The sequence below is a fragment of the Pseudomonas syringae genome (assembly GCF_023278085.1).
In the GTDB taxonomy this organism is placed as follows: domain Bacteria; phylum Pseudomonadota; class Gammaproteobacteria; order Pseudomonadales; family Pseudomonadaceae; genus Aquipseudomonas; species Aquipseudomonas syringae_Q.
Genome location: NZ_CP066265.1, coordinates 766,624 through 792,765, shown reverse-complemented (window position 1 = coordinate 792,765; position 26,142 = coordinate 766,624). Strand labels below are relative to the sequence as shown.

The following is a 26,142-nucleotide window of genomic DNA, read 5'->3' as shown; positions in this document are numbered from 1 at the left end:
GATTCAACCTTACTGACTGGAGGATGCCAACAATGCTTATCCGAATTGAAGAAGGTATGTACGGAGCTAATTGGGTTGTAAAACTGGGTGACTACCCGGTGAGCTGCCGGAGCTGGCAGGAAGCCAGAGAATTTGCAGATCGCATGAAATCCAGGATCGATGCGCCTCACACCCTCCCCCACATGACGCAACGTGCCGCTCCCGAACGAAGCGCCAGAGCAATGGCCCGCTAAGGCACCGATCTCAAACCTGAATTCCTGATCAGCGCTTTATACGGCTGACATCCATTTTTTTGCATATTGTGCCGATGCACTGCGTCGGTACGATAAGCAATATCCTGCGAATCCCCGTCACCACGCCACTTTTATCCGATTATCGACCGGGCACGGTTTTGAAACAGTTCTCGTTTCCATGACATCCGTTTCACATCCTCTTCACGTCAGGCTGGGTAAATTGAACCCACTCCTTTGATGAATCCCATTTGGCCCACCCCGTTGTGGGCCATTTTTTTGCCTGCGAAAAAGTAACGCTTTGCCGCCTGGCTCGTCAGCCTGATCATTCACTCTGCGGCGCTGTAGAACTCAGAACGGTCGCCGCTGACGTCGTCAGCACACCGCTACTCAACTCTGCCAATCGGTCACTGCCCGTGCCAGTGGCAACAGTGTTGCTCCAGCTCGCAGTCACCGTCGCCATCCAGCCCAGTACAAACAATGCAACCGCCTGCAACGCCCACTTGGTAATGATCGACATGTGCTCTCTCCTTTTCCGGTCTGGATGGCGAGCATGTAAACACCTCACCATTGCAGAAGAATTGCAGAGATTTTTATTTTTGCCAGTCGGCCGCGCATCTTTCCGGAAAGATGTTCAGCGAGCGGGACGAGAGCGTCTTTAAAAAAGAAATACCCCGCCGACTGACGGGGTATTTCTGGAAGGTGGGGTCAGTACTTGGTGCTTTGCTGTTCAGGCGTGGCCGGGGTGTCCACATGGCGCGGACCTGCAACCACCAGAGCCAATACGCCAGCAATCGGCACGGCGACAACGACGATGATCCACATCAGCTTGTTGCTGGACTGTGTCTTGCTTTTGCGAATACGCATGACCGCCCAGATGTCCGAAATCACGATCAGAGCAGTCAGCGCTGCAAACAACCACAAATGATTTTCCGATATCCAACCCATTTGAAATCTCCTGCACCTTCAGCAAAGGCGGCCAGACCGGCCGTCCCTACTGTAGAAGAGGTCTGAAAGTGCCTGAAAGTTCAGAGAATCTTTCGGATTGTGATCGGGTACCAAGCATTGGGCAGCCTTTCACCGCAGAGGCAAGAGCGGACGCGGAGCGTCCAGACCGGCATGCCCACGCGGAGCATGGGCACGATAGGCGTATTCATGTTTACGCACAGATCGTTCCTCACGCTCCAGCGTGGGAATGCCGTTCGTGACGCTCCGCGTCACACTCCAGTCAGGTAATCGGCGCAGGGTTGAACAGGGTGATGTCGTTGTGCAGCCGGTAGTGTTCGGTCCAGGTCTTTTTCTTGCCGCTGGCTACGTCCAGGTAGAAGTGGAACAGCTCCCAGCCCAGATCCTCGATGCTCGCACGACCCGTAGCGATGCGGCCGGCGTCGATGTCGATCAGGTCGGGCCAGCGCTGAGCCAGTTCAGTGCGGGTCGAGACCTTCACAACTGGCGCCATCGCCAGGCCATACGGCGTACCGCGCCCGGTGGTGAACACATGCAGGTTCATCCCGGCGGCCAGTTGCAGGGTGCCACAGACAAAATCACTGGCTGGCGTGGCGCAGAAGATCAACCCTTTGCCGCTGACCCGCTCGCCAGGGCCAAGCACGCCGTTGATGGCGCTGCTGCCGGACTTGACGATAGACCCCAGGGATTTCTCGACAATGTTCGATAACCCACCCTTCTTGTTGCCCGGCGTGGTGTTGGCGCTGCGATCTGCTTCACCTTTGGCCAGGTAGCGGTCGTACCAGTCCATTTCGCGAACCAGGGCCTGAGCGACGTCCTGATCCTGCGCGCGGGACGTCAGCAGATAAATGGCATCACGCACTTCAGTCACTTCGGAAAACATCACCGTCGCACCAGCACGTAACAGCAGGTCCGAGGCATAGCCCAGGGCCGGGTTGGCGGTGATGCCGGAAAACGCATCGCTGCCGCCGCACTGCATACCCAGGATCAGCTCCGAAGCCGGAACCGTTTCGCGCCGGCGCACATCCAGTTTCTTCAGACGCGTTTCGGCCAGCTCCATGATCTGCTCGATCATTTCGTTGAAGCCGTGGCTGGAGTCCTGAAGCCGGTACAGCCACGGATCGCTGAGGTCCACCGAACTGTCGCCTTCATGCATGACCTGCCCGGCCTGCAATTTCTCGCAGCCCAGGCTGATCACCAGCGCCTCGCCACCCAGATTCGGGTTGCGTGCCAGATTGCGCACGGTGCGAATCGGGATATAGGCGTCGGTGGCCGTAATGGCCACGCCGCAGCCGTAACTGTGGGTCAGCGCCACCACGTCATCGACGTTCGGGTACTTGGGCAACAACTCGTCACGAATGCGCTTGACCGCATGATCCAGTACGCCGGTCACACACTGCACGGTGGTGGTGATGCCGAGAATATTGCGGGTGCCCACCGTACCGTCGGCATTGCGATAGCCTTCAAAGGTAAAACCCTCCAGCGGCGCCTGCTTCTCCGGCACCGCATCGGACATCGGCAAGCTGTCGAGCGCAGGTGCGGATGGCATGCGCAACTGGTCTTCCCTGACCCAACTGCCGCGCGGGATGGGTTGCAGCGCGTAGCCGATGGTATGGCCATAGCGAATGATCGCCTCGCCTACCGCCAGGTCAACGGTGCTGACCTTGTGGCTTTGCGGCACGTTATCGACGGTCACCAGGCCGTTGTCGAATTCGGTTCCGGCCGGCACACCCTGGTCGTTGACCACGACCACTACGTTATCCAGCGGATGCAGCCGGATGTAGCGTGGAGAATCGGCATGTTGAATCAGGTTCATCACGGTTTCCTCAGGATTTTGCTTCGGAAAGGTCGCTGACCGAGTCGTTCAGCAATGGCCCCTTGGCAGGCGGCTCTTTCAATTCCACACGCTTGATTTCGCCCACGATGAAAATGTAACTGATCACCGCCACCAGCGCGTTGGCGCCGACAAACACCAGCGCCCATTTGAACGAGCCGGTGCTGCTGATGATGTAGCCAATCACAATCGGGGTGGTGATCGATGCAACGTTACCGAAGGTATTGAACAGGCCGCCACTCAAACCGGCAATCTGCTTGGGCGAGACGTCGGACATGACCGCCCAGCCCAATGCGCCCACGCCTTTACCGAAGAACGCCAGGGCCATGAAGCCGACGACCACCCATTCCACGTCCACATAGTTGCAGGTCACGATAGACGTCGACAGCAGCAAACCGCCGATGATCGGCGCCTTGCGGGCGAAGGTCAGCGAATGGCCCTTGCGCAACAGATAGTCGGAAATGATCCCGCCCAGTACTCCACCGATAAAACCGCAGATGGCTGGCAAGGACGCGATCATGCCTGCCTTGAGGATGGTCATGCCGCGTTCCTGAACCAGGTACACCGGGAACCAGGTCAGGAAGAAATAGGTGATGCCGTTGATGCAGTATTGGCTCAGGTAGATGCCAAGCATCATGCGGTTGGTCAGCAACTGGCGAATGTAGTCCCACTTGGGTCCGCTGCTGGCAGCCTTTTCCGCGCCTTTGCCCTTGTCCTGATCCAGATCGACCAGCGCACCATTGCTGGAAATGTGTTCGAACTCGGCCTCGTTGATCATCGGGTGGTTGCGCGGGCCATAAATGACCTTCATCCAGATCATCGAGAACACGATGCCGACTGCGCCCATGACCACAAACACGTGCTGCCAGCCGTAGGTGTAGACGATCCACCCCATCAGCGGAGCGAACAGGACGGTGGCGAAGTATTGCGCCGAGTTGAAGATCGCCGACGCAGTGCCGCGTTCGGCAGTCGGGAACCAGGCGGCCACGATGCGTGCGTTGCCCGGGAAGGAAGGCGCTTCCGCCAGCCCGACCAGAAAACGCAGCATGAACAGCGCGACGATGGCCGTGGAAATGCCAAATTCACCCACATAGCCTTGCAGCAGGGTGAACAGCGACCAGGTGAAAATGCTCATGGCATAGACTTTCTTCGACCCGAATCGGTCGAGCAGCCAGCCACCGGGGATCTGGCCAGCCACGTAGGCCCAGCCGAATGCGGAGAAGATATAGCCCAGAGTGACCGGCGTGATGCCGAGGTCTTTCTGGATACTGGAACCAGCGATAGCGATGGTGGCACGGTCGGCGTAATTGATCGTGGTGACGAGAAACAGCATCAACAGAATCAAATAGCGGACGTGCGTCGGCTTGGACTTTTGCATGGTAGAGCTCCCACTGATTATTTTTTTTGGCGGGTAAAGCTGTTTTTGGGTATAGCGTTACAGGCCCCTTGGCAGTGTCACGGCGACGACATCTACCACCTGTAAGGGTCATGCGCGGTAACGAAAAAACCGCTGATCACTCAGCGGCGTTATCGTCACAGGTGTTATTGCTTGCCTTGCTTGTCCATCAGGGCAGCGAGCATGTCGCACTCGTCTGGCGTCAGGTCGGTCAATGGCGCACGAACCGGTCCTGCGTCGTAACCAGCGATCTTCGCGCCAGCCTTGACGATGCTGACTGCATAACCGGCTTTGCGGTTACGGATTTCCAGATACGGCAGGAAGAAATCGTCGATGTACTTGCCGACAGCCTCGTGATCATCACGGGCAATGGCGTGGTAGAAATCCATCGCCAGTTTCGGTACGAAGTTGAACACGGCAGACGAGTAGACCGGCACGCCCAGCGCCTTGTAGGCAGCGGCGTAGACTTCAGCGGTAGGCAAACCGCCCAGGTACGAGAAGCGATCACCCAGACGGCGACGGATCGACACCATCAGCTCGATATCACCCAGGCCATCCTTGTAACCGATCAGGTTCGGGCAACGCTCGGCCAGTTGCTCCAGCAGGGTCGGCGTCAGGCGGCAGACGTTGCGGTTGTAGACCACCACACCAATCTTGACTGATTTGCACACCGCTTCAACGTGGGCGGCAACGCCGTCCTGGCTGGCTTCGGTCAGGTAGTGCGGCAGCAGCAACAGGCCTTTGGCACCCAGGCGCTCGGCTTCCTGAGCGTATTCGATAGCCTGACGAGTCGCACCGCCCACACCGGCCAGAATCGGCACGCTGGTAGCGCAGGTGTCGACGGCAGTCTTGATGATTTCAGAGTATTCGCTGGCTGCCAGGGAGAAGAACTCACCTGTACCGCCAGCGGCGAACAAAGCACTGGCGCCATACGGGGCCAGCCACTCAAGGCGTTTGATGTAGCCAGCGCGATGGAAATCGCCCTGCGCATTGAAATCGGTAACCGGGAAGGACAGCAGGCCGGAAGAGAGGATGGACTTCAGTTCTTGTGGATTCATTATTCGAACACCCTGGGGACATAATTGTTAGAAGATCACCGGGCCAGTGCCGATGTCGTAAGTCATCGTACAACTGATAATAAAATCACTCAACAGGGATTTTCGGGTTTTTTCAGCGCAAGGAGACGGCGTCCGGTTTGAGCAGGCGGTATGGCGCAGATCTGTGACGCGGAGCGTCACCCAAGGCATTCCCACGCTGGAGCGTGAGGAACGATAATCTCGACTATCGTGCGATGCTCCGCGTCGGCATGCCGTTCTGGACGCTCTGCGTCCGATCCTAAGTGCGCGGCGCGACGCAGATCTGTGACGCGAAGCGTCACCCAAGGCATTCCCACGCTGGAGCGTGAGGAACGAGAGGTGTCAGGCAGAACACCTATCGTGCCCATGCTCCGCGTGGGCATGCTGTTCTGGACGCTCTGCGTCCGATCTTAAGTGTGTGGCGTGACGCAGATCTGTGACGCGGAGCGTCACCCAAGGCGTTCCCACGCTGGAGCGTGAGGAACGAGAGGTGTCAGGCAGAACACCTATCGTGCCCATGCTCCGCGTGGGCATGCTGTTCTGGACGCTCTGCGTCCGATCTTAAGCGTGTGGCGTGACGCAGAGCTGTGACGCGGAGCGTCACCCAGGGCATTCCTACGCTGGAGCGTGAGGAACGAGAGGTGTCAGGAAGAACACCTATCGTGCCCATGCTCCGCGTGGGCATGCTGTTCTGGACGCTCTGCGTCCGGTCTTGATTGGGCAGGTGCGGGCATCAGGCCCGCTGCGATTCAGCTTCTTCATGCGCGTGGCGCAGGCGTTCGCGGCTATTGGTCAGGTGCAAGCGCATCGCGGCACGCGCGGCGTCGGAGTCCTGGCGGGCGATGGCGTCGAAGATCTCTTCGTGCTCACGGCTCAAGCGGTCCATGTAGTGCTGCTGATCATCATGGGCCAAGCGCGCAGAGTTGAGACGCGTGCGCGGAATGATGCTGGTCCCCAGGTGGGTCATGATGTCAGTGAAATAGCGGTTGCCGGTCGACAGCGCGATCTGCAGGTGAAACTGGAAATCCGACGCCACTGCATCAGTCGCGTGTGCGGCACTTTCATTGAGTGCATCCAGCGCGGCTCGCATGGCCGCCAGTTGCTCGTCGCTCCGGCGCTGGGCGGCAAGCCCTGCCGACTCCACTTCCAGACTGATGCGCAACTCCAGAATGGCCAGCACATCACGCAGGGTGACGATGGTCGCCGGATCGATGCGGAAGCCGCTGGGGCTCGGCGTGTCCAGAACGAAGGTGCCGATCCCGTGACGGGTCTCGACCAGACCGGACGCTTGCAGACGCGAAATCGCTTCACGCACCACAGTACGACTGACGCCCTGCTCTTCCATGATTGCCGATTCGGTGGGCAGTTTGTCGCCGCGCTTGAGCTGGCCGCTGCGAATACGCTCGGACAGCTCGGTCACCAGCTCCTGCGCGAGGCTGCGGTGTTTTCTACGGGCGCGAGGCAGAGCGCTTTGATTTTCCATCCAACGTCGATCTCTGGACTGCTAAACAAGGGCTAATCATAGCTCAGCGGTTGTATGATCACACCCTCAAAAAGCGCCATCCTCCGCGCAGGATCGACCTCAAACAGCTTCGGAAGTCGATTGTTCGATCAACTTGCCCTCTTCCACCCGCACATGCCGACCATGAAAACGCTTCAGGCTGGTGCGATGCCCGACGCTGAGCAAGCCAAGGCCAGGCAGCCCGTCGATGATCGCGCGATGCATGGCTGCCTCGTCCTCCTCATCCATGGCCGAAGTCGCCTCATCCATATACAGCCAGCGCGGTGCGATCAGCAGGGCACGCGCAAACGCCACGCGCTGCTGCTCGCCGGGCGACAGAAAGCGTTGCCAGTGATTGCTTTCATCCAGATGCGGCACCAGATGTTCAAGACGGCATTGAATCAGCACCTCGGCAAAGCGATCCGCCGAATAGTGCTCGGCAGGCTGTGGATAACTCATCGCCTCGCGCAGGGTTCCGATCGGCAGATACGGCCGTTGCGGCAGGAACAACGCCGCGCCGGCCGGCAGCTGAATCCTGCCTGCGCCGTCTGTCCACAAGCCGCCCAGCGCCCTGAGCAAGGAGCTCTTGCCGCTGCCTGAACGACCGCTGAGCATCACCCGCTCGCCCGCGCCCATTTGCAGATTGGCATCGCTCAGCAGTTGTCGGCCTCCGACAATACTCAGCCCCAGGTCGCGAAGAACCAGCGCGTCATCGCCGGGGATTGTTTCGATGGCAGGCTGTTGCGCCTCATGATCGGTCATGGCCTGGCGAAAACTCAGCAGACGATCAGACGTGGCGCGCCATGAGGCGAGTGTGCTGTAGGCGCTGATGAACCAGCTGAAGTTCTCCTGCACATTGCCGAACGCCGAATTGATCTGCATCAGATCTCCCAGTTCGATCTTGCCTGCGAAATACCGGGGCGCAGCAACGATGAAGGGGAAAATCAGTGCGATCTGCGCATAGCCCGAAGTAAAGAAGGTCAGGCGCTTCTGAACTTTCATGGAGGTCCGGAAGTTATTCCAGATCATCGTGAAGCGCCCGCTCAAGCGCTGGTTTTCATTCTTTTCACCTGCGGACAAGGCAATGCTTTCGGCATTTTCCCGGACCCGCACCAGAGCAAAACGCAGGTCCGCTTCATAGCGTTCCTGCTGGTTGTTCAGCGGGATCAGGCGCTTGCCAATCCAGTGGGTCAGCAAGCTGCCGACCAAGGCATACAGCATGGCCGCCCAGAACATGTAACCGGGAATGGTCACGCCGAACAGTTCGATGCTGCCCGAAACACCCCAGAGAATGACCGAAAACGAAACCAGGCTGACGACCGCGCTCATCAGACCCAGCCCCAGGCTGAGGGTGCTGGTGGTGAACTCATTGAGGTCTTCGGACAGGCGCTGGTCAGGGTTGTCGGTGTAACCGCCCTGCTCCAGATGGTAATAGTTTTTCTGCGCCAGCCAGCGAGCGAAGTGCTGCTCGGTCAGCCAGCGACGCCAGCGAATGGTCAGCATCTGGGTCAGGTACAAGCGGTAGACAGCGGCCAGAATGGCGATGGCAGCAATCCCGCTGAAGTACAGGATCAGGTGAGTGAATGCAGCCAGATCTTTGTTCTGCAGGGCGTTATAGAAGTCTCGATACCAGCTGTTGAACAGGACCGATATCTGCACATTGAACAGTGACAGGGCGATTACCGCGATCAGCAGAGCCCAGGCAGACTTCTTTTCCTCACTGCGCCAATACGGCGCTATCAGCTTCCAGACACGGGGGAAGAACGCCCCTTTTACCGTATCGTTAACGACAGAATATTCAGCATTGCGATTCATGTAGTTCAGGCTCGCTCTCTGTGGAAGTACGATGCCTGAGCACAATGAAGCAAAAAAAAGCCTACACGATCACTATGAAAAAACCTTCATCAACGCCGCACGGGGCGCTTCTGCAACTTGCGCTGCAAGGTCCGGCGGTGCATGCCGAGCGCACGCGCCGTCGCGGAGATATTGCCTTCATGCTCGGCCAGCACACGCTGAATGTGCTCCCACTGCAAGCGGTCGACCGACATCGGATTCTCAGGCACCAGCGTGTCGAGGTTGGCGTGCTCGGACAGCAACGCAGCAAGCACATCATCGGCGTCGGCAGGCTTGCACAGGTAATTGCAGGCGCCACGCTTGATGGCTTCGACCGCCGTGGCAATGCTCGAATAACCGGTGAGGATTACAACGCGCATGTCCGGGTCCATTTCCAGCAGTTTGGGCAGCAGCACCAAGCCGGAATCGCCATCCATTTTCAGGTCCAGCGCGGCGTATTCAGGAATGTCCTGCTGCGCCAGTGCCAGACCTTCTTCAGCCGACCCGGCCGTGCTGACGCGAAATCCGCGTCGGCTCATTGCGCGCGCCATCACGCGGGTGAACGTGGCATCGTCATCGACCAGCAACAGATGCGGCAGCTCTTCGCCTTCAACCTGAATATCGTCACTCATGTTTCTTCTCCTCGCGTGTCACGGGGCAGGCGCAGCTCGGTGAGCGTGCCGCCTTCCTCATGACTGTAGAGTTTTACCGAGCCACCTGCACGGGTGACACTGGCTTTGCTCAGGAACAGACCCAGGCCGAAACCTTTGCCCTTGGTAGTAAAGAACGGTTTGCCGATCTGTTCGGCAATCGCCAGCGGCACACCAGCGCCGTGGTCGCGAATGCTGATGCACACTTCTGCGCTGTCCCAGTCCAGATTGACTTCCAGCCCGTCGGGGCAGGCATCGGCGGCGTTGTTGAGCAGATTGAGCAACGCCTGGGTCAGGTCCGGCGGTGGAGCCAGCATCGGCACATCGCCCTTGCCCAGTTGATAGAAGCGGTAACTCACTTCCGGGCGCATCAAATGCCAGCGATTGAGCGACTCGTCCAGCCAGCGGGTGGCGGTCTGCTGCTCCACGGCCATGCGCCGGTTGGCTTCGGCAGCACGCACCAGTTGCTGGAGGGTCTGTTTGCACTGTTTGACCTGCTCCTGCAATACCGACAGGTCTTCCTGCAAGGCAGGGTCGCTGTGGTCCTGACGCATTTCCTTGAGCAGCACGCTCATGGTCGCCAGAGGTGTGCCCAGTTCGTGGGCAGCGCCTGCGGCCTGCGTCGCGACGGCGAGCAACTGCTGATCGCGCAAGCCCTCCTCACGGCGCTCGGCACGCAGTTGTTCCTGACGGCGCAGTTCCTCGGCCATCTTCGCCGCAAAGAAGGTGATGACCCCGGCCGCCAGCGCAAAGCTCAGCCACATGCCATAGACCTGCATGTTTTCCCGGGCGATGGCGTCGGTTTCCAGCGGATAGGAACGAACCATCAGCATGGTGTACATCGTCAGCGCGAAGCCGGACAGGATCAGCGAGTAGCGCCAGGGTAGCGTGGCGGCGGCAATGGTCAATGGCACCAGATAATAGGAAACGAACGGGTTGGCCGAGCCGCCCGAGTAATACAGCAAGGCGCTGTGAATCAACAGGTCGAGGGCCAGTTGCAGGGCGTATTCAAACTCGGTGAGCGGCAGGGACGTGCGCAGCCGGATGACGGTCAGCCCGCACAGAACCAGCGAGCAACCCAGCGTGATGGACAGTTGCAGCCACGGCAACGGCAGAAAATCGAACAGCCACGCAATTCCGACCGAACCGGCTTGCGCGGCCAGCACCAGAATGCGGATGAATGTCAGGCGCCACAGGTTTTGACGTGTGGCTGAAAGCATTTGAACGGGGGCGAGCATGAGCTCTCCTGATGAGTGCTCCAGGTGGATCGCGACGAGTATAACCAAGCGAGAGGCAAAACTCGAAAAGTGCGTCAACGCACCACACACCCGAACGTCCGCACCGGACGCCAGGTCATCGCAGGAACCCGTGTATAACGCTACAGTCTCAGCTTTGCACCATCGGGCAATTGTCGGATGGCCGTTTGATAACAAGGAGCTTCCATGTTCAATCTCCGCCCTGCTGCCGCGCTTGTCGCGCTGGCCGCCGCCCTGTCCAGCCTGCCGGCTATGGCTGAAGAAGCCCGTTACAACCAGATTTCCCTGCGCGCCGAAGTCAATCAGGAAGTCCAGCGTGACCTGATGCTCGTGACGCTGTACACCGAAGCGCAGGACAGCGACCCGGCCAAGCTGGCGGCGCAGATCACTGAAACCCTCAATAAGGCGTTGGGTCAGGCGCGCCAGGTCAAGGACGTGAAAATTCGTCAGGGCAGCCGCAACAGTTATCCGGTCTACGACGATAAAGGCCAGAAGATCACCGGCTGGCGTGAACGCGCCGAGCTACGTCTGGAAAGCGCCGACTTTGCGGTGCTGTCGAAGCTGACCGGGGAAATGCTGACGGACCTGAAAATGGGCGGCATGGATTTCTCGATCTCGCCGTCGACCCGCAAGACCAGCGAAGACGCATTGCTCAAGGACGCCGTAACGGCCTTCAAGGCCCGCGCGCAACTGGTCACCGAAGCGTTGGGTGGCACTGGCTACAAGCTGGTCAACCTGAACCTCAATACCTCGGGCTACCCGCAGCCGTATTTGCGTGCGCCGGTCATGATGATGGCAAAATCTTCGCGTGCAGACTCGGCACCGACGCCCGATGTCGAAGCGGGCACCAGCCAGGTCAGCGTTGCGGCTGATGGCGTGATTGAAGTCGCGATACCTTGATTCACAAGGCGGCAGTTTCGACTGCCGCCACTTTCCGCCCATCCTTCCTCTTGATGCCCTTCTGCGCCTCGGCACCCTCCTACGTTTACTGACGTGTTGCCTGATGGCCGGCAACCTCGTCGCCCGCGAAACTATCACCTCACTTTCAAACACAACCGCCCTGACCGAGTGATGCGGCCGGTGCGCCTTTACGCTCAAGGAATCAAGGATGAAACCCCCGGATACCACTGCCGAAAGCTTTACTGCTGCCATTGATCAGGATGTGAATACAGACGGCGAGCCGCTTCCCACACCCTTACGATTTGAAGCCGGAAAAGGCGACGAACACAAACAGACTCATGGCGCTATCGAAGCCGTTCTCGAATCTGCAGGTTTCAGACCTGAAGAGATCCGTGCGATCTATCTCGGCAACTGGCTGCGCGACTATTCGCAACTGCTTGACCCGAAAATCGTCAGGGCGACGAGCATGCCGAAAAGCTTTCCGGACCTGCTGTCCCGCGAGGCGCTGACCCGCATCGTGGACGTGCTGGCGGTGAAGGAATTCACCGATCTGATGAAGATAGATCGCCCTCGCTTTGTGGTGACGCCGGAGCGACTCGGCGTCTATCGTCCTGGCGAGCACATCGATAACCCCAAGGCCATCAACCCGAATCCGGCCAACCCCAAAGAGCGCGACGCCGACTTTGATGACTGGGTACTGCCCGACGATCCGGCGTTGAAAGTCGATTACGACACGTCAATGAAGCGTTATATCCAGCGCTCGGCGGACATCATGGCTGCCGGTCTGGAGTCAGCCGCAAAGGCAGGTCCGGACTCCACTGAAGGACTCCGGGAGATGGGCGCGGCACTGCACATTCTTGAAGACTTCTTCGCCCACTCCAACTTCGCCGAGCTGAGCCTGATCAAGCTTGGCCATACCCATGTGCTGCCCTGGACGTCCAAAGCAGACTGCAAGCACTCACTGCCGTTGGTAACCGGTACGTTCGGCGGCAGCGATATCATCGCCAGCCTCGCAGAACCGCTTGGCAATATTCTGTTCTCGCCAGACGACAAGCCGTTCGAAGCCTTCCAGGCCGGAGAACGTTATGAACGCGACCAGATTATCCAGATCATCCTCAGCGAGCACCCGGACGAGGGATTGCTTGCAGGCTACGAGGCCTTTCTGCAGACACGCGATCAATGGGCCAGCCTGCCGTTCTCAGAACAGGTCGAACAGTTCTACGCATTCATCGCTACGCCGGGGCGCTTGCTGGGCAATGCGTTCGGTATCGCCATGCAGAGTCTGGCCGTGTGGCTGGGTAACAGCGTCGACGACCTGCAAACCCTGCTCGACGAAGATCCGAACACCAGCGGTTCGACCGACCCGTCACATTCGCAACTGGCCAAGGATCACGCGCAACACCCGCTGCACAAGCTCGCCGCGCTACTCGCCAGAAACGCAGTGCTTCAAGTGGGTCAGGCCGTTCTGAGCCACTGGCACGGCAAGGAGGGTGCCGAGGATCCAGCCCACGTTGCCGCAAGGTTTTTCACTCACCCAATGGACAGCGACTGGCAGGACTTCATCGTCCGAGAGTGGGCCAAGGCAAATCCAGAGCAGGTCGAACGTGCCGCGCTCAAGAGCGAGCTGGATCAGTACCAGGCTGACTTGCAGAACAACGCAAAACAGGGCATCCAGCGTTTCAGTCAGGACAGCAGCACCTTTTTAAGCGTTTTTTTCGAAAGTACCTCGCTGTCAGACTTGTGGGCGAGGATTACCGGCAAGTAAGCGTATTGTCCGATCCCGACCAAGTACGGCACTATCCGTTGTCTACCTGACTGTCGACTTTCAAGCACGGTTATTGCCGTACCACGCGAGGGATCCATGGGACACACACTCTTCAAACCGCTGCTGCTGACCACCGCGCTGCTGGCCTGCGCGCCTTTGGCCCAGGCGGCGAGCACGCTGGTGTATTGCTCTGAAGCCAGCCCGGCCGGTTTCGACCCCAGCCAGTACACCAGCGGAACCGACTTCGATGCCTCGGCCGAAACCGTCTTCAACCGCCTGACCCAGTTCAAACGTGGCGGCACAGAAGTGGAACCGGGCCTGGCCACGCGCTGGGACGTTTCGCCAGATGGTCTGACTTACACCTTCCATCTGCGCGATGGCGTGAAATTCCATACCACGGATTACTTCACCCCGACCCGTACGTTCAACGCCGACGATGTGCTGTTCACGTTCAACCGCCTGCTCGATGCCAACCACCCGTTCCGCAAGGCCTATCCGTCCGAGTCGCCGTACTTCACCGACATGGGGCTCAACACCACGATCAAGAGCGTCGAGAAAGTCGATCCGCAGACCGTCCGCTTCACGCTGAACAACATCGATGCCGCGTTCGTGCAAAACCTGGCGATGAGCTTCGCGTCTATTCAGTCCGCCGAATACGCAGACAAGCTACTCAAGGACGGCAAGGCCGAGGACTTGAACCAGAAGCCCATTGGCACTGGCCCGTTCGTCTTCAAGCGCTACCAGAAGGATTCGCAGATCCGTTACGTCGGCAATACCGAGTACTGGAAACCTGAAGATGTGAAGATCGACAACCTGATCTTCTCGATCAGCAGCGATGCCGCCGTGCGTATGCAGAAGCTCAAGGCCGGCGAATGCCAGGTCAGCGGCTATCCACGCCCGCAGGACATCGAAGAAATGAAGAAGGACCCGAAGCTCAAGGTCCTGAGTCAGCCGGGTTTCAACCTGGGCTTTCTGGCCTATAACGTGACGCATGCGCCACTGGACCAGCTAAAGGTTCGTCAGGCGCTGGACATGGCCATCGACAAGCCGGCCATTATCAAGGCGGTTTACCAGAGCGCAGGCCAACTGGCGGAAAACGCCCTGCCGCCCGGACAGTGGAGCTACGACCCGACGATCAAGGATGCGCCACACGACCTGACCAAGGCTAAACAGCTGCTCAAGGAAGCCGGTGTGGCCCCGGGTACCAAAATCGACCTGTGGGCCATGACTGTCCAGCGCGCATCAAACCCAAACGCGCGCATGTCGGCACAGATGATCCAGTCCGACTGGGAGAAGATCGGCATCAAGGCCAACATCGTCAGCTATGAATGGGGCGAGTACATCAAGCGCGCCAAGGCCGGCGAGCATGACGCGATGATCTACGGCTGGACCGGTGACAACGGTGATCCTGATAACTGGCTGGGCGTGCTGTACAGCTGTGCTGCGGTCAAAGGCAGCAACTACGCCAAATGGTGCGACCCGGCTTATGACAAGCTGGTGCAGCAGGCCAAGATCACCACCAACCGCGATGAGCGCATCAAGCTCTATCAACAGGCCCAGCACATTCTCAAGCAACAGGTGCCGATCACTCCGATTGCCAACTCGAAGGTGTTTCAGCCAATGCGCCAGGAAGTGCAGGACTTCAAGATCAGTCCATTCGGTCTGACACCCTTCTATGGTGTCAGCCTGGGTACAGTGAAGTAACAACATGGCTCCAACCGGGTGCATTTTTCTCACCCGGTTGCGCCTAAATGGTGCGTGAAACGAATCAAAATGCATCGCGCAAACGATCAACTACCAGGAAAGTTACACTTTCGCGACATTCCTGTACGATCGTGCCACTCTTTGTCGCTTCTTTGGCGTCAGCGTCTTGCTTTGGGTATGGCCCCTGCATAAGTATCGGACGGATCGGCTCATGAGGTCGTTCCCTCTAATCAAAAATGACAACAACTGAGGCAACCATGCTCAAACACGCGGTCATTCCGTTTCTGCTCGGCGCCAGCTTGCTCGCCAGCGCACCTTTCGCCCACGCAGCATCAAATCTGGTGTTCTGCTCCGAGGGCAGCCCTGCCGGTTTCGATCCAGGCCAGTACACCACCGGCACTGATTTCGACGCTGCGGCAGAGACCATTTTCAACCGCTTGAGCCAGTTCGAACGTGGCGGTACCGCCGTTGTGCCAGGCCTGGCAACCAGCTGGGATATCTCGCCAGACGGCCTGAACTACACGTTCCATCTGCGTGAGGGTGTGAAATTCCACACCACGCCTTACTTCAAGCCGACCCGCGAATTCAACGCTGATGACGTGCTGTTCACGTTCAATCGCATGATCGACAAGGACATGCCTTACCGCAAAGCGTATCCGACCGAATTCCCGTACTTCACCGACATGGCGATGGACACCAACATCACCAAGATCGAAAAAATCGACGACCACACGGTCAAGTTCGTACTTGGCACCGTCGATGCCGCGTTCATCCAGAACATGGCCATGAGTTTCGCGTCGATCCAGTCCGCAGAATATGCCGCCAAGCTGCTCAAGGAAGGCAAGCCGGAGCTGATCAATCAGCAGCCGATCGGCACCGGTCCGTTCGTGTTCAAGAGCTACCAGAAAGACTCCAACATCCGCTACACCGGTAACAAGGACTACTGGAAGCCTGAAGACGTCAAGATCGACAACCTGATCTTCGCCATTACCACCGATGCCTCGGTGCGCATGCAGAAGCTCAAGAAGAACGAGTGCCAGATTACTGCGTACCCGCGTCCTGCCGATCTCAAGCCGCTCAAGGAAGACAAGAACCTGAAGATGCCTGACCAGGCTGGCTTCAACCTGGGTTACATCGCCTACAACACGATGGACAAGATCAAGGGCAGCGACGAGCCCAATCCTCTGGCCATCAAGGAAGTTCGTCAGGCGCTGGACATGGCGGTAAACAAGCAGGGCATCATTGATGCCGTGTACCAGGGCGCAGGCCAGCTGGCCGTCAACGCCATGCCGCCGACCCAATGGTCTTACGACACCACCATCAAGGATGCACCGTTCGACGTCGAAAAAGCCAAGGCGCTGCTGAAAAAGGCAGGCGTCAAGGAAGGTACTGAAATTACCCTCTGGGCAATGCCGGTACAGCGTCCTTACAACCCTAACGCCAAGTTGATGGCCGAAATGCTCCAGTCCGACTGGAAGAAGATCGGTATCAACGTGAAGATCGTCAGCTATGAGTGGGGCGAATACATCAAACGCGCCAAGAACGGTGAAAACGGCGCGATGCTGATTGGCTGGAGCGGCGACAACGGTGACCCGGACAACTGGCTCGGCACCCTGTTCGGCTGCGACGCGCTGAACGGCAACAACTTCGCCAAGTGGTGCGACAAGCCTTTCGACACGCTGATCCATCAGGCCAAGGAAACATCGGATCAGGCCAAGCGCACCGAACTGTACAAACAGGCGCAACACCTCCTGAAAGACGCAGTGCCGATGACCCCTATCGCGCACTCGACGGTCTATCAGCCCATGCGTACCAGCGTTCAGGACTTCAAGATCAGCCCGTTTGGCTTGAACTCCTTCTACGGTGTGAGCGTGACCGGGAAGTAATCGCGGTGGTTTGCTGCGCCGCTCACCCGGCGCAGCCCTCTGCCCTACCTGACTCTGAGACCCGTGCGATCAGTTGAAAAAGTGTCGTCAACGACACTTTTAAACTGTCACCGAGATTTTTCCTACGAGCTTTGCAGCCTCCGAGCCTATATACCGCAGGCCTCCATCGACTTACCGTCGAAAGGTTGCGGCAAAAAGGCAGGACGCCGTCGCTTCATGGCTCTGGCAAATCCTCGCGCACCGGTGCGCTGTTCCGTTACCGCCTATGGGCCTGTTAGACATTCGAGCCTCGGCTCGTCCTTTGAAGGATAGGGATCATCATGCGTAAAACTCTTGCGATGACGTCGTGTCTGGGGCTGTTTGCCTTGGCTCCGCTGGCCCATGCGAGCAATCTGGTGTTCTGTTCGGAAGCAAGCCCGGCGGGCTTTGACAGCGCGCAATACACCTCGGCCACCGACAACGATGCGTCCGAACCGATCTATAACCGCCTGACCGAGTTCAAACAGGGCGACACATCAGTGGTTCCAGGCCTGGCAACTTCATGGGATGTATCGCCAGATGGCCTGGTCTACACCTTTCATCTGCGGGAAGGGGTGAAATTCCATAGCAACAAGGACTTCAAGCCCAGTCGCGACTTCAATGCCGACGACGTGCTGTTCACCTTCAACCGTATGCTCAAACCTGATCACCCCTTTCGCGTCGCCTATCCGACCGAATTTCCGTATTTCACCGGAATGGGCCTGAACAAGAAAATCAAGTCCGTTGAAAAGACCGATCCGTTGACCGTAGTGTTCACGCTAAATACCGTCGACGCAGCGTTCATACAAAACATCGCGATGAACTTCGCAGGGATTCTGTCCGCCGAGTACGCGGAACAACTGATGGCCAAGGGTGATGCAAGAAACATCAACCAGCAGCCGATTGGCACCGGCCCTTTCGTGTTTCAGCGCTATCAGAAAGACTCGCAGATTCGCTACAAAGGCAACACGCAATACTGGGACCCGAGCCGGGTGAAGATCGACCAGTTGATCTTCGCCATCAATACCGACGCCTCGGTGCGCATGCAAAAGCTCAAGGCCAACGAGTGCCAGGTCTCGCTTAATCCGCGCCCTGCTGACCTCGCCAAGCTCAGAGAAGACAAGAGCCTGCAGGTTATCGAGAAACCGGGCTTCAACCTCGGCTACATTTCCTACAACGTGCGCCATGAGCCACTGGGCAACCTCCAGGTTCGTCAGGCGCTGGACATGGCCGTCAACAAGAAAGCCATTATCAGCGCGGTCTATCAGGGCGCGGGGCAACTGGCAGTGAATGCCATGCCACCGACCCAGTGGTCTTACGACGACACCATCAAGGACGCACCGTACAACCCGGAAAAAGCCAGAGAGCTGTTGCGCGCCGCCGGGGTCAAGGAAGGCACGGAGCTGAACCTGTGGGCCATGCCGGTTCAGCGACCGTACAACCCTAATGCCAGGTTGATGGCAGAGATGCTCCAGTCCGACTGGGCCAAGGTCGGCATCAAGGTCAACATCGTCAGTTATGAATGGGGCGAATACCTCAAGCGCACCAAGAACGGCGAGCACGATATCTCGCTGATCGGCTGGACCGGCGACAATGGCGACCCGGACAACTGGCTCGGCACGTTGTACAGCTGCGCCGCCATTGGCGGTAACAACTACTCGATGTGGTGTGACGAGAAATACGACCAATTGATCAAGGCCGCCGTGGCCACCACCGATCGCGAGCAGCGCACCGATCTGTACAAACAGGCGCAACGCTATCTGAAGGAACAGGTGCCGATCACCCCGATCGCCCACTCGACCGTGAATCAGCCGCTGCGTACCGAGGTCAAGGACTTCCACGTCAGCCCGTTCGGGCGCAACAACTTTTCGGGTGTGAGCGTCGTCGACTGAGCAACCGCCAGGCGGGCTCTTGCCGTCTTGTGTGCGGCGCAAGCCAGCACTTACGCATTGATACCTATAACAACGCAGGGCCATAAACCCTGCACCACCAAAAGCCAGACCTTAAAGAACTGGCATTTATAAAAGTGATAAAGGGAGCTGCACATCGTGAAAACAACAAGTACCGCATTATTGGCCTTATCTCTCTCGTCATTTGGCGCGTTGGTTCAGGCAGAGCCAGCCAGCCAGACATTCGTGCCGACCGAGCTGAGTTCCAAGAATGCACAGGCAGACGCCAACGGCTTCTTTGAAGATCAACACCTGACCGGCACAACCCGCAACTGGTACGCCAACGAACTGCGACGTCGCGACAGCACGTTCAGCTATACGGACGACGGCGTCAGAAAGCAGACCCCGCGCCGTATCAACTGGCAGCAGGGCACTATCGTCAATTACTCCTCGGGTTTCACCCAGGGCGTGGTCGGCTTCTCCACCGAACTGGCGCTGTACAACGCCATTGCGCTGGACCGCGACACCGGTGACTTCGCCGGCAACTCCAACCGGACCCTGGCAGACAGTGACGGTGATGCAGTCGGTCAGTGGAGCAAAATGGGTCTGGGCAACGTCAAGGCGCGGGTCTCCAACACGGTTCTGACCCTGGGTCGCCAATCGGTGAACACCCCGGTCATCGCCTTCATCGGCAACCGCGCACTGCCTTCCAGCTTCGAGGGTGTTGCCGTACAGAGCGACGAGTTCAACAACCTGTCGCTGCAGGCCGGCAGCTTCGACCGCGTATCACCACGTATGGAACAGAGCCAGGACAAGTTCCGCTCCGAATACGGTGATCGCAGCCAGACCGCCGACCGTCTGGACATGTTCGGTGGTGACTACAAACCCACCGACAGCCTGACCGCCAGCTTCTACGCCTCGAACCTGGAAGACTTCTGGCACCAGTACTACTTCGCGTTCACCCACGAACTGGGTGACAGCAAGACCCTGGCGCTGAGTACCAACCTGAACTACTACAAAACCAAGGATGCCGGCCAAAGTAAACTGGGCGCGATCGACAACGATACCTACAGCCTGTCGTTCACCGGTACGCACAACGCACACAGCGTCAGCCTTGCCTACCAGCAAGTTAACGGTAACGAGTATTTCGACTACGCCCACGACACTAACGCCATCTTCCTGGCCAACTCCCTGCTCTCGGACTTCAACGGCCCGAACGAGAAATCCCTGCAGATCGCTTATGTGCTGAACATGGCCGAGTACGGCGTACCCGGCCTGAAGTTCAATATCTACCAGGCACGTGGCTGGGACATCGACGGTACTCATTACAGAGGCACTGGCTACACTGACGTGCTGGCAATGGACGGCGAAACTCACTACGAGTACGGCATCGGTTCGTCCTACTCTGTACAGTCCGGCCCGCTCAAGGCCACTGCCATCCGCGCCACTTACACCACGCACCGCGCCAGCGAGAATCAGGCTGATGGCAACATCAACGAATTCCGTCTGGTGACCACCGTTCCGTTCAACATTCTTTGATTCGCTGAAAACCGTTCTGGCGCCAGGCAACAGCCTTGCGTCAGAACACCACCATCGGCGTCAACTCTATGGAGGGTTCACAATGAAACTGTTATCGCTACGCAACTCGATCGCCCTGGCCCTGCTCAGCGTCGCCGTCAGTGTTTCGGCAAAACCTCTGGTGGTCTGCACCGAAGCCAGCCCCGAAGGCTTCGACATGGTGCAGTACACGACAGCAGTGACGGCCGATGCCGTGGCTGAAACCGTGTTCAACCGCCTCGCGGATTTCAAACCCGGTACTACCGACGTGATTCCGGCACTGGCTGAATCCTGGGAAATCAGCGAAGACGGCCTGACCTATACCTTCCACCTGCGTAAAGGCGTCAAGTTCCACACCACCGACTACTTCAAGCCGACCCGCGACATGAACGCCGACGATGTGCTCTGGAGTTTTCAGCGCCAGCTGGACCCGAAACACCCGTGGCATGACAAGTCGAGCGTCGGCTTCCCCTACTTTGAAAGCATGGGCTTCAAAGAGCTGTTGAAAAGCGTCGAGAAAACCGACGACTACACCGTCAAGTTCAACCTGACCCGTCGTGAAGCACCCTTCCTGGCAGACATGGCCATGGCCTTCGCCTCGATCTACCCGGCCGAATACGCCGACCAGTTGCTGAAAGCCAACAAGACCGGCGACCTCAACAGCAAGCCAATCGGCACCGGCCCGTTCATCTTCCAGCGCTATGCCAAGGATGCACAGGTCCGCTTCAAGGCCAACCCGGAGTACTTCCGCGGCAAGCCGCCATCCGAAGCGCTGATCCTGGCCATCGCCACTGACAACAACGTGCGCCTGCAGAAGCTCAAGGCCAACGAATGTCAGATCGCGCTGTACCCCAAGCCGGACGATGTCCCGAGCATCAAGAAAGACCCGAATCTGAAAATCGATGAGCTGGAGGCGATGACCACCGGCTATATCGCAATCAACACGACGCACAAGTACTTGAGCGACGTGCGGGTACGTAAAGCCATTGACATGACGTTCGACAAGAACGCTTATGTCAACGCGGTATTTGGCAAGGGCAATGCGCTGGTAGCGGTCAACCCGTATCCGCCGACTCTGCTGGGTTACAACAACAGCCTGAAGAACCCGCCGATTGACCTGGACAAGGCACGCGCCTTGCTGAAGGAAGCAGGCGTACCGGAAGGCACTACGTTTACGCTGTACACCCGCAACGGCGGTGGCCCGACCAACCCCAACCCGATGCTCGGCGCGCAAATGATGCAGTCCGACCTGGCCAAAATCGGCATCAAGATCGACATTCGTGTCATGGAATGGGGCGAAATGCTCAAACGTGCCAAGAATGGCGAACATGACATGGTGTCTGCGGGCTGGGCAGGCGACAATGGCGACCCTGATAACTTCCTGACTCCGATGCTGAGCTGTGAAGCGGCAAAAAACGGCGAGAACTATGCGCGCTGGTGCAATGCCGATTTCCAGAAGCTGATCGATCAGGCGCGTGAAACAGTGAACCCGCAGGAGCGCGCCGCGCTCTATGAGCAGGCCCAGGCAATATTCAACAAGGATCAGCCGTGGATCAGCATGGCTCACACCAGAATGTTCACGGCCATGCGTAAAAATGTGGAGGGCTATCAAATCAGCCCGCTCACAACCAACAACTTCGCTACTACCCAGGTGAAGTAGAAAAATAATCCGGCGAGCTCATAACCCGAGACTCGCCGGAGCACGCCTAACCGGCTGATGAGGTACACACCAAGATGTTTAGTTTTATCGCCCGCCGAGTGGGGTTGTTGATACCCACTTTCTTCGGCATCACCTTATTGACGTTCGCCCTGATTCGTCTGATTCCGGGCGACCCGGTCGAAGTCATGATGGGTGAACGCCGGGTCGATCCGGAAATGCACGCCCAGGCCATGGAACGTCTTGGCCTGAACAAACCACTCTATGCCCAGTACATCGACTACATCGGCAAGCTCGCCCAGGGCGACCTCGGTGAATCGTTGCGTACGCGCACCAGTGTCTGGAGCGAATTCAGCTCGCTGTTTCCGGCAACGCTCGAACTGTCGATTGCCGCACTGATCTTCGCGGGTATCCTCGGACTGCTTGCAGGCGTAATCGCCGCACTCAAGCGAGGGTCCCTGTTCGACCATGGGGTCATGGGCATTTCCCTGGCCGGCTATTCCATGCCGATCTTCTGGTGGGGCCTGATCCTCATCATGTTTTTCTCGGTGACCCTGGGCTGGACCCCGGTGTCCGGGCGGATCGATCTGCTGTATGACATTCCGCCAGTGACGGGTTTCATGCTGATCGACACGCTGCTCAGCGACGAGCAAGGCGCGTTCCTCGATGCCCTGCATCACCTGATTCTTCCGGCCATCGTGCTGGGCACCATCCCGCTGGCAGTGATCGCCCGGATGACCCGCTCGTCGATGCTTGAAGTGCTGCGTGAAGACTATGTACGTACGGCCCGTGCCAAAGGCCTGTCGCCTGCTCGCGTAGTGTTCGTTCACGGCCTGCGCAACGCGCTGATTCCAGTGCTGACCGTATTCGGTCTGCAGATCGGCACACTGCTGGCCGGTGCGGTTCTGACCGAAACGATCTTCTCCTGGCCCGGCATTGGCAAGTGGCTGATCGAAGCCATTGGCGCGCGGGACTACCCGGTCGTGCAAAACGGCATTCTGCTGATCGCCTGTCTGGTGATCCTGGTCAACTTCGTGGTGGACATCCTCTACGGCTTTGCCAACCCACGCATCCGTCATCAGCGCTGAGATCATCGATATGAGCACCCCTACTCCTGCGGTAGCAGTCGATCAAAGCCTGCTTTACCCGTCCCCATACAAAGAATTCTGGCAAGCGTTCTCGAAAAACAAAGGCGCCGTTGCCGGCCTGATGTTCATGATCCTGATCGTGTTCTGCGCCCTGTTCGCCCCATGGGTTGCACCCCATGACCCGAGCGAGCAATACCGCGACTTTCTGCTGACCCCTCCGGTGTGGCTCGAAGGCGGTCAATGGCAGTTCATCCTCGGCACCGACGAGCTGGGCCGCGATCTGCTGTCGCGCCTGATCCAGGGTTCGCGTCTGTCGCTGCTGATCGGTCTGGCGTCGGTCGTCATGTCGCTGATCCCCGGCATTCTGCTGGGCCTGCTGGCCGGCTTCTTCCCGCGCGTGCTCGGTCCTTCGGTCATGCGCCTGATGGACATCATGCTGGCCCTGCCCTCACTGCTGCTGGCGGTCGCCATTGTGGCAATCCTCGGCCCTGGCCTGATCAACACCGTGATCGCCATCGCCATCGTGTCGCTGCCCTCGTATGTCCGTCTGACCCGCGCTGCGGTGATGGGCGAACTGAACCGTGACTACGTGACCGCTGCACGTCTGGCCGGTGCAACCCTGCCGCGCCTGATGTTCATCACCGTGCTGCCAAACTGCATGGCGCCGCTGATCGTGCAGGCAACATTGAGCTTCTCTTCAGCGATTCTCGACGCAGCGGCACTGGGCTTCCTGGGTCTTGGCGTACAACCGCCGACGCCTGAGTGGGGCACAATGCTCGCCTCGGCCCGCGACTACATCGAACGTGCCTGGTGGGTCGTGAGCCTGCCCGGTCTGACCATTTTGCTCAGCGTGCTGGCAATCAACCTGATGGGCGACGGTCTGCGCGATGCGCTGGACCCGAAACTCAAAAACGCCGCCTGAGGAGATTCGCATGTCACTTCTTGAAATCAAGAATCTCAACGTCCGCTTCGGCGACGCCACGGCCGTACCTGTTGTGGACGGCCTGTCCCTGAGTGTCGACAAGGGCGAAGTACTGGCCATTGTGGGCGAGTCAGGCTCCGGCAAATCGGTGACCATGATGGCGCTGATGGGGCTGATCGACTCCCCTGGCATCATCACCGCCGACGCGCTCAATTTCGACGGCAAGGACCTGCTCAAGCTCAACTCCAGGCAGCGTCGTCGCATCATTGGCAAAGACCTGGCAATGGTTTTCCAGGACCCGATGACCGCCCTGAATCCGAGCTACACCGTAGGCTTCCAGATCGAAGAAGTACTGCGTCAGCACCTGAACATGTCGGGCAAGGCCGCACGCCAGCGTGCGCTGGAGCTGCTGGAAAAGGTCGAAATCCCTGGCGCCGCTGCGCGTCTGAATGCCTACCCGCACCAGTTGTCGGGCGGCATGAGCCAGCGTGTGGCGATTGCCATGGCCATCGCCGGCGAGCCAAAGCTGTTGATCGCCGACGAGCCGACCACTGCACTGGACGTGACCATTCAGGCGCAGATCATGGAACTGCTGCTGAGCCTGCAGAAAGAGCAGGACATGGCCCTGGTGCTGATCACTCATGACCTGGCCGTGGTGGCCGAAACTGCGCAGCGCGTCTGCGTGATGTACGCCGGTCAGGCGGTCGAAGTGGCTCAGGTGCCTGGTCTGTTCAACGTGCCTGCCCATCCGTACAGCGAGGCCCTGCTGGCCGCCATTCCCGAGCACAGCATGGGCGCCGAACGCCTCGCCACGCTGCCGGGCATGGTTCCGGGCCGCTATGACCGTCCGCAGGGCTGCCTGCTGTCGCCGCGCTGCCCATACGTGCGTGACAACTGCCGGACCCAGCGTCCGGATCTGGCCCCCAAGACGCATAGCCTGGCTCGTTGTTTCTATCCCTTGAATCAGGAGGTGGCGTAATGAGCGTCGTACTGACCGCCCGCGACCTTACCCGTCACTACGAAGTCTCTCGCGGCCTGTTCAAAGGCTCTGCGCTGGTGCGCGCGCTTAACGGCGTGTCCTTTGAACTGGAAGCCGGCAAGACCCTGGCCGTGGTCGGCGAGTCCGGCTGTGGCAAGTCGACTCTGGCCCGCGCCCTGACGCTGATCGAAGAGCCTTCATCGGGCTCGCTGAAAATCGCTGGCCAGGAAGTGACCGGGGCCAGCAAGTCCGAGCGCAAGCAATTGCGCAAAGACGTGCAGATGGTTTTCCAGAGCCCTTACGCCTCGCTCAACCCGCGCCAGAAGGTCGGTGACCAACTCGGCGAGCCACTGTTGATCAATACAAAACTGTCAGCCGCCGAACGCCGCGAAAAAGTGCAGGCCATGATGGCCCAGGTCGGTTTGCGCCCTGAGCACTATCAGCGCTACCCGCACATGTTTTCCGGCGGTCAGCGTCAGCGTATCGCGCTGGCACGGGCAATGATGCTGCAGCCCAAAGTGCTGGTAGCAGACGAGCCGACTTCAGCGCTGGACGTATCGATTCAGGCGCAGGTATTGAACCTGTTCATGGACCTGCAGAAGGAATTCAACACCGCCTATGTGTTCATTTCCCACAACCTGTCGGTGGTGCGTCATGTCGCCGATACGGTGTTGGTGATGTATCTGGGCCGCCCTGCGGAAATGGGCCCCAAGGAAGAGATCTACAACCGTCCGCTGCACCCGTACACCCAGGCACTGCTGTCGGCGACCCCGACCATCCACCCGGACCCGCTCAAGCCGAAGATCAAGATCATCGGGGAGCTGCCCAACCCGCTCAACCCGCCAAGTGGCTGCGCCTTCCACAAGCGCTGCCCCTATGCGACCGAGCGTTGTGCAGCCGAAGTGCCAGAGCTGCGCCTGGTGGATAACCGCCAGGTAGCTTGTCACTATGCGGAGCAGTTTGTAGCGGCGTAGGCGCAAGCTGCGAGCTAGAAGACTATCGTGCCCACGCTCCAGCGTGGGCACGCAGTTCTGG

General features: G+C 58.6%; 21 protein-coding genes. 12 read left to right on the top strand and 9 right to left on the bottom strand.

Going from position 1 to position 26,142, the window contains the following annotated elements:
* The first annotated feature begins 32 nt into the window (after nt 1-32).
* Nucleotides 33-233 carry a hypothetical protein gene (locus tag I9H07_RS03665; protein ID WP_080266559.1) on the top strand — a complete coding sequence of 67 codons (201 nt, stop codon included), beginning with the start codon at nt 33-35 and terminating at the stop codon, nt 231-233.
* Between the two features lie 322 nt (nt 234-555).
* Here the strand turns inward: I9H07_RS03665 and I9H07_RS03660 are convergent, their stop codons facing one another.
* From I9H07_RS03660 to I9H07_RS03620, 9 genes are all read right to left on the bottom strand, one after another.
* Nucleotides 556-750 carry a hypothetical protein gene (locus tag I9H07_RS03660; RefSeq protein WP_058393128.1) on the bottom strand — a complete coding sequence of 65 codons (195 nt, stop codon included), beginning with the start codon at nt 748-750 and terminating at the stop codon, nt 556-558.
* A 188-nt stretch (nt 751-938) separates the two neighbouring features.
* Entirely contained in the window at nt 939-1,178 is a 240-nt protein-coding gene (locus I9H07_RS03655; RefSeq protein ID WP_024673275.1) for a PLD nuclease N-terminal domain-containing protein, read from the bottom strand.
* 280 nt (nt 1,179-1,458) lie between these two features.
* On the bottom strand, nt 1,459-3,012 hold the full coding sequence (garD, locus tag I9H07_RS03650) for a galactarate dehydratase (RefSeq protein WP_024673558.1): 1,554 nt from the start codon (nt 3,010-3,012) through the stop codon (nt 1,459-1,461).
* 10 nt (nt 3,013-3,022) lie between these two features.
* Nucleotides 3,023-4,408 carry an MFS transporter gene (locus tag I9H07_RS03645; protein ID WP_024673557.1) on the bottom strand — a complete coding sequence of 462 codons (1,386 nt, stop codon included), beginning with the start codon at nt 4,406-4,408 and terminating at the stop codon, nt 3,023-3,025.
* Nucleotides 4,409-4,572: 164 nt separating this feature from the next.
* Nucleotides 4,573-5,484, bottom strand: coding sequence for a 5-dehydro-4-deoxyglucarate dehydratase (gene kdgD, locus I9H07_RS03640; protein WP_005620479.1), 912 nt, complete (start codon nt 5,482-5,484; stop codon nt 4,573-4,575).
* Between the two features lie 751 nt (nt 5,485-6,235).
* Complete coding sequence (locus I9H07_RS03635; protein ID WP_007249099.1) at nt 6,236-6,985, bottom strand: FadR/GntR family transcriptional regulator; 750 nt, start codon at nt 6,983-6,985, stop codon at nt 6,236-6,238.
* 99 nt (nt 6,986-7,084) lie between these two features.
* A complete protein-coding gene (locus tag I9H07_RS03630) occupies nt 7,085-8,818 on the bottom strand; it encodes an ABC transporter ATP-binding protein/permease (RefSeq protein WP_236424390.1) in 1,734 nt (577 codons plus the stop codon).
* Nucleotides 8,819-8,907: 89 nt separating this feature from the next.
* A complete protein-coding gene (locus I9H07_RS03625) occupies nt 8,908-9,468 on the bottom strand; it encodes a response regulator transcription factor (RefSeq protein WP_024645564.1) in 561 nt (186 codons plus the stop codon).
* A complete protein-coding gene (locus tag I9H07_RS03620) occupies nt 9,465-10,724 on the bottom strand; it encodes an ATP-binding protein (RefSeq protein ID WP_024675755.1) in 1,260 nt (419 codons plus the stop codon). Before I9H07_RS03620 ends, I9H07_RS03625 begins: the two co-directional genes overlap by 4 nt.
* A gap of 204 nt (nt 10,725-10,928) precedes the next feature.
* Between I9H07_RS03620 and I9H07_RS03615 the strand changes: the two genes are divergently transcribed.
* The 11 genes from I9H07_RS03615 to I9H07_RS03565 all read left to right on the top strand — a co-directional run bounded on the left by I9H07_RS03615 (nt 10,929) and on the right by I9H07_RS03565 (nt 26,081).
* Nucleotides 10,929-11,642 carry an SIMPL domain-containing protein gene (locus I9H07_RS03615; RefSeq protein ID WP_024675756.1) on the top strand — a complete coding sequence of 238 codons (714 nt, stop codon included), beginning with the start codon at nt 10,929-10,931 and terminating at the stop codon, nt 11,640-11,642.
* Between the two features lie 208 nt (nt 11,643-11,850).
* Nucleotides 11,851-13,407, top strand: a complete 1,557-nt coding sequence (locus tag I9H07_RS03610; RefSeq protein WP_236424388.1) for a Het-C domain-containing protein — start codon at nt 11,851-11,853, stop codon at nt 13,405-13,407.
* A gap of 96 nt (nt 13,408-13,503) precedes the next feature.
* Nucleotides 13,504-15,111 (top strand): ABC transporter substrate-binding protein, encoded by a 1,608-nt coding sequence (locus I9H07_RS03605; protein ID WP_236424386.1) that lies wholly within the window; start codon nt 13,504-13,506, stop codon nt 15,109-15,111.
* Between the two features lie 257 nt (nt 15,112-15,368).
* Nucleotides 15,369-16,997, top strand: a complete 1,629-nt coding sequence (locus I9H07_RS03600; protein WP_024675759.1) for an ABC transporter substrate-binding protein — start codon at nt 15,369-15,371, stop codon at nt 16,995-16,997.
* Between the two features lie 320 nt (nt 16,998-17,317).
* Nucleotides 17,318-18,907 (top strand): ABC transporter substrate-binding protein, encoded by a 1,590-nt coding sequence (locus I9H07_RS03595; RefSeq protein ID WP_058391894.1) that lies wholly within the window; start codon nt 17,318-17,320, stop codon nt 18,905-18,907.
* A 156-nt stretch (nt 18,908-19,063) separates the two neighbouring features.
* Nucleotides 19,064-20,443: an OprD family porin gene (locus I9H07_RS03590; protein WP_024675761.1), complete on the top strand. Its 1,380-nt coding sequence runs from the start codon at nt 19,064-19,066 to the stop codon at nt 20,441-20,443.
* Nucleotides 20,444-20,525: 82 nt separating this feature from the next.
* Nucleotides 20,526-22,121, top strand: a complete 1,596-nt coding sequence (locus tag I9H07_RS03585; RefSeq protein WP_024675762.1) for an ABC transporter substrate-binding protein — start codon at nt 20,526-20,528, stop codon at nt 22,119-22,121.
* Between the two features lie 74 nt (nt 22,122-22,195).
* The gene (locus tag I9H07_RS03580) at nt 22,196-23,206 is read left to right on the top strand and encodes an ABC transporter permease subunit (protein WP_024675763.1); all 1,011 of its coding nucleotides are present in this window, start codon (nt 22,196-22,198) and stop codon (nt 23,204-23,206) included.
* Nucleotides 23,207-23,216: 10 nt separating this feature from the next.
* The gene (locus tag I9H07_RS03575) at nt 23,217-24,128 is read left to right on the top strand and encodes an ABC transporter permease subunit (protein ID WP_005887019.1); all 912 of its coding nucleotides are present in this window, start codon (nt 23,217-23,219) and stop codon (nt 24,126-24,128) included.
* A gap of 10 nt (nt 24,129-24,138) precedes the next feature.
* Nucleotides 24,139-25,107, top strand: coding sequence for an ABC transporter ATP-binding protein (locus I9H07_RS03570; RefSeq protein WP_024675764.1), 969 nt, complete (start codon nt 24,139-24,141; stop codon nt 25,105-25,107).
* The gene (locus tag I9H07_RS03565; protein WP_024675765.1) at nt 25,107-26,081 is read left to right on the top strand and encodes a peptide ABC transporter ATP-binding protein; all 975 of its coding nucleotides are present in this window, start codon (nt 25,107-25,109) and stop codon (nt 26,079-26,081) included. The genes I9H07_RS03570 and I9H07_RS03565 overlap by 1 nt, the downstream gene beginning before the upstream one ends.
* Nucleotides 26,082-26,142 lie beyond the last annotated feature (61 nt).

Coding starts and splice junctions, on each gene's coding strand:
- I9H07_RS03665 (WP_080266559.1), top strand. CDS start 33: ATGCTTATCCGAATTGAAGAAGGTATGTACGGAGCTAATTGGGTTGTA.
- I9H07_RS03660 (WP_058393128.1), bottom strand. CDS start 750: ATGTCGATCATTACCAAGTGGGCGTTGCAGGCGGTTGCATTGTTTGTA.
- I9H07_RS03655 (WP_024673275.1), bottom strand. CDS start 1,178: ATGGGTTGGATATCGGAAAATCATTTGTGGTTGTTTGCAGCGCTGACT.
- garD (WP_024673558.1), bottom strand. CDS start 3,012: ATGAACCTGATTCAACATGCCGATTCTCCACGCTACATCCGGCTGCAT.
- I9H07_RS03645 (WP_024673557.1), bottom strand. CDS start 4,408: ATGCAAAAGTCCAAGCCGACGCACGTCCGCTATTTGATTCTGTTGATG.
- kdgD (WP_005620479.1), bottom strand. CDS start 5,484: ATGAATCCACAAGAACTGAAGTCCATCCTCTCTTCCGGCCTGCTGTCC.
- I9H07_RS03635 (WP_007249099.1), bottom strand. CDS start 6,985: ATGGAAAATCAAAGCGCTCTGCCTCGCGCCCGTAGAAAACACCGCAGC.
- I9H07_RS03630 (WP_236424390.1), bottom strand. CDS start 8,818: ATGAATCGCAATGCTGAATATTCTGTCGTTAACGATACGGTAAAAGGG.
- I9H07_RS03625 (WP_024645564.1), bottom strand. CDS start 9,468: ATGAGTGACGATATTCAGGTTGAAGGCGAAGAGCTGCCGCATCTGTTG.
- I9H07_RS03620 (WP_024675755.1), bottom strand. CDS start 10,724: ATGCTCGCCCCCGTTCAAATGCTTTCAGCCACACGTCAAAACCTGTGG.
- I9H07_RS03615 (WP_024675756.1), top strand. CDS start 10,929: ATGTTCAATCTCCGCCCTGCTGCCGCGCTTGTCGCGCTGGCCGCCGCC.
- I9H07_RS03610 (WP_236424388.1), top strand. CDS start 11,851: ATGAAACCCCCGGATACCACTGCCGAAAGCTTTACTGCTGCCATTGAT.
- I9H07_RS03605 (WP_236424386.1), top strand. CDS start 13,504: ATGGGACACACACTCTTCAAACCGCTGCTGCTGACCACCGCGCTGCTG.
- I9H07_RS03600 (WP_024675759.1), top strand. CDS start 15,369: ATGCTCAAACACGCGGTCATTCCGTTTCTGCTCGGCGCCAGCTTGCTC.
- I9H07_RS03595 (WP_058391894.1), top strand. CDS start 17,318: ATGCGTAAAACTCTTGCGATGACGTCGTGTCTGGGGCTGTTTGCCTTG.
- I9H07_RS03585 (WP_024675762.1), top strand. CDS start 20,526: ATGAAACTGTTATCGCTACGCAACTCGATCGCCCTGGCCCTGCTCAGC.
- I9H07_RS03580 (WP_024675763.1), top strand. CDS start 22,196: ATGTTTAGTTTTATCGCCCGCCGAGTGGGGTTGTTGATACCCACTTTC.
- I9H07_RS03575 (WP_005887019.1), top strand. CDS start 23,217: ATGAGCACCCCTACTCCTGCGGTAGCAGTCGATCAAAGCCTGCTTTAC.
- I9H07_RS03570 (WP_024675764.1), top strand. CDS start 24,139: ATGTCACTTCTTGAAATCAAGAATCTCAACGTCCGCTTCGGCGACGCC.
- I9H07_RS03565 (WP_024675765.1), top strand. CDS start 25,107: ATGAGCGTCGTACTGACCGCCCGCGACCTTACCCGTCACTACGAAGTC.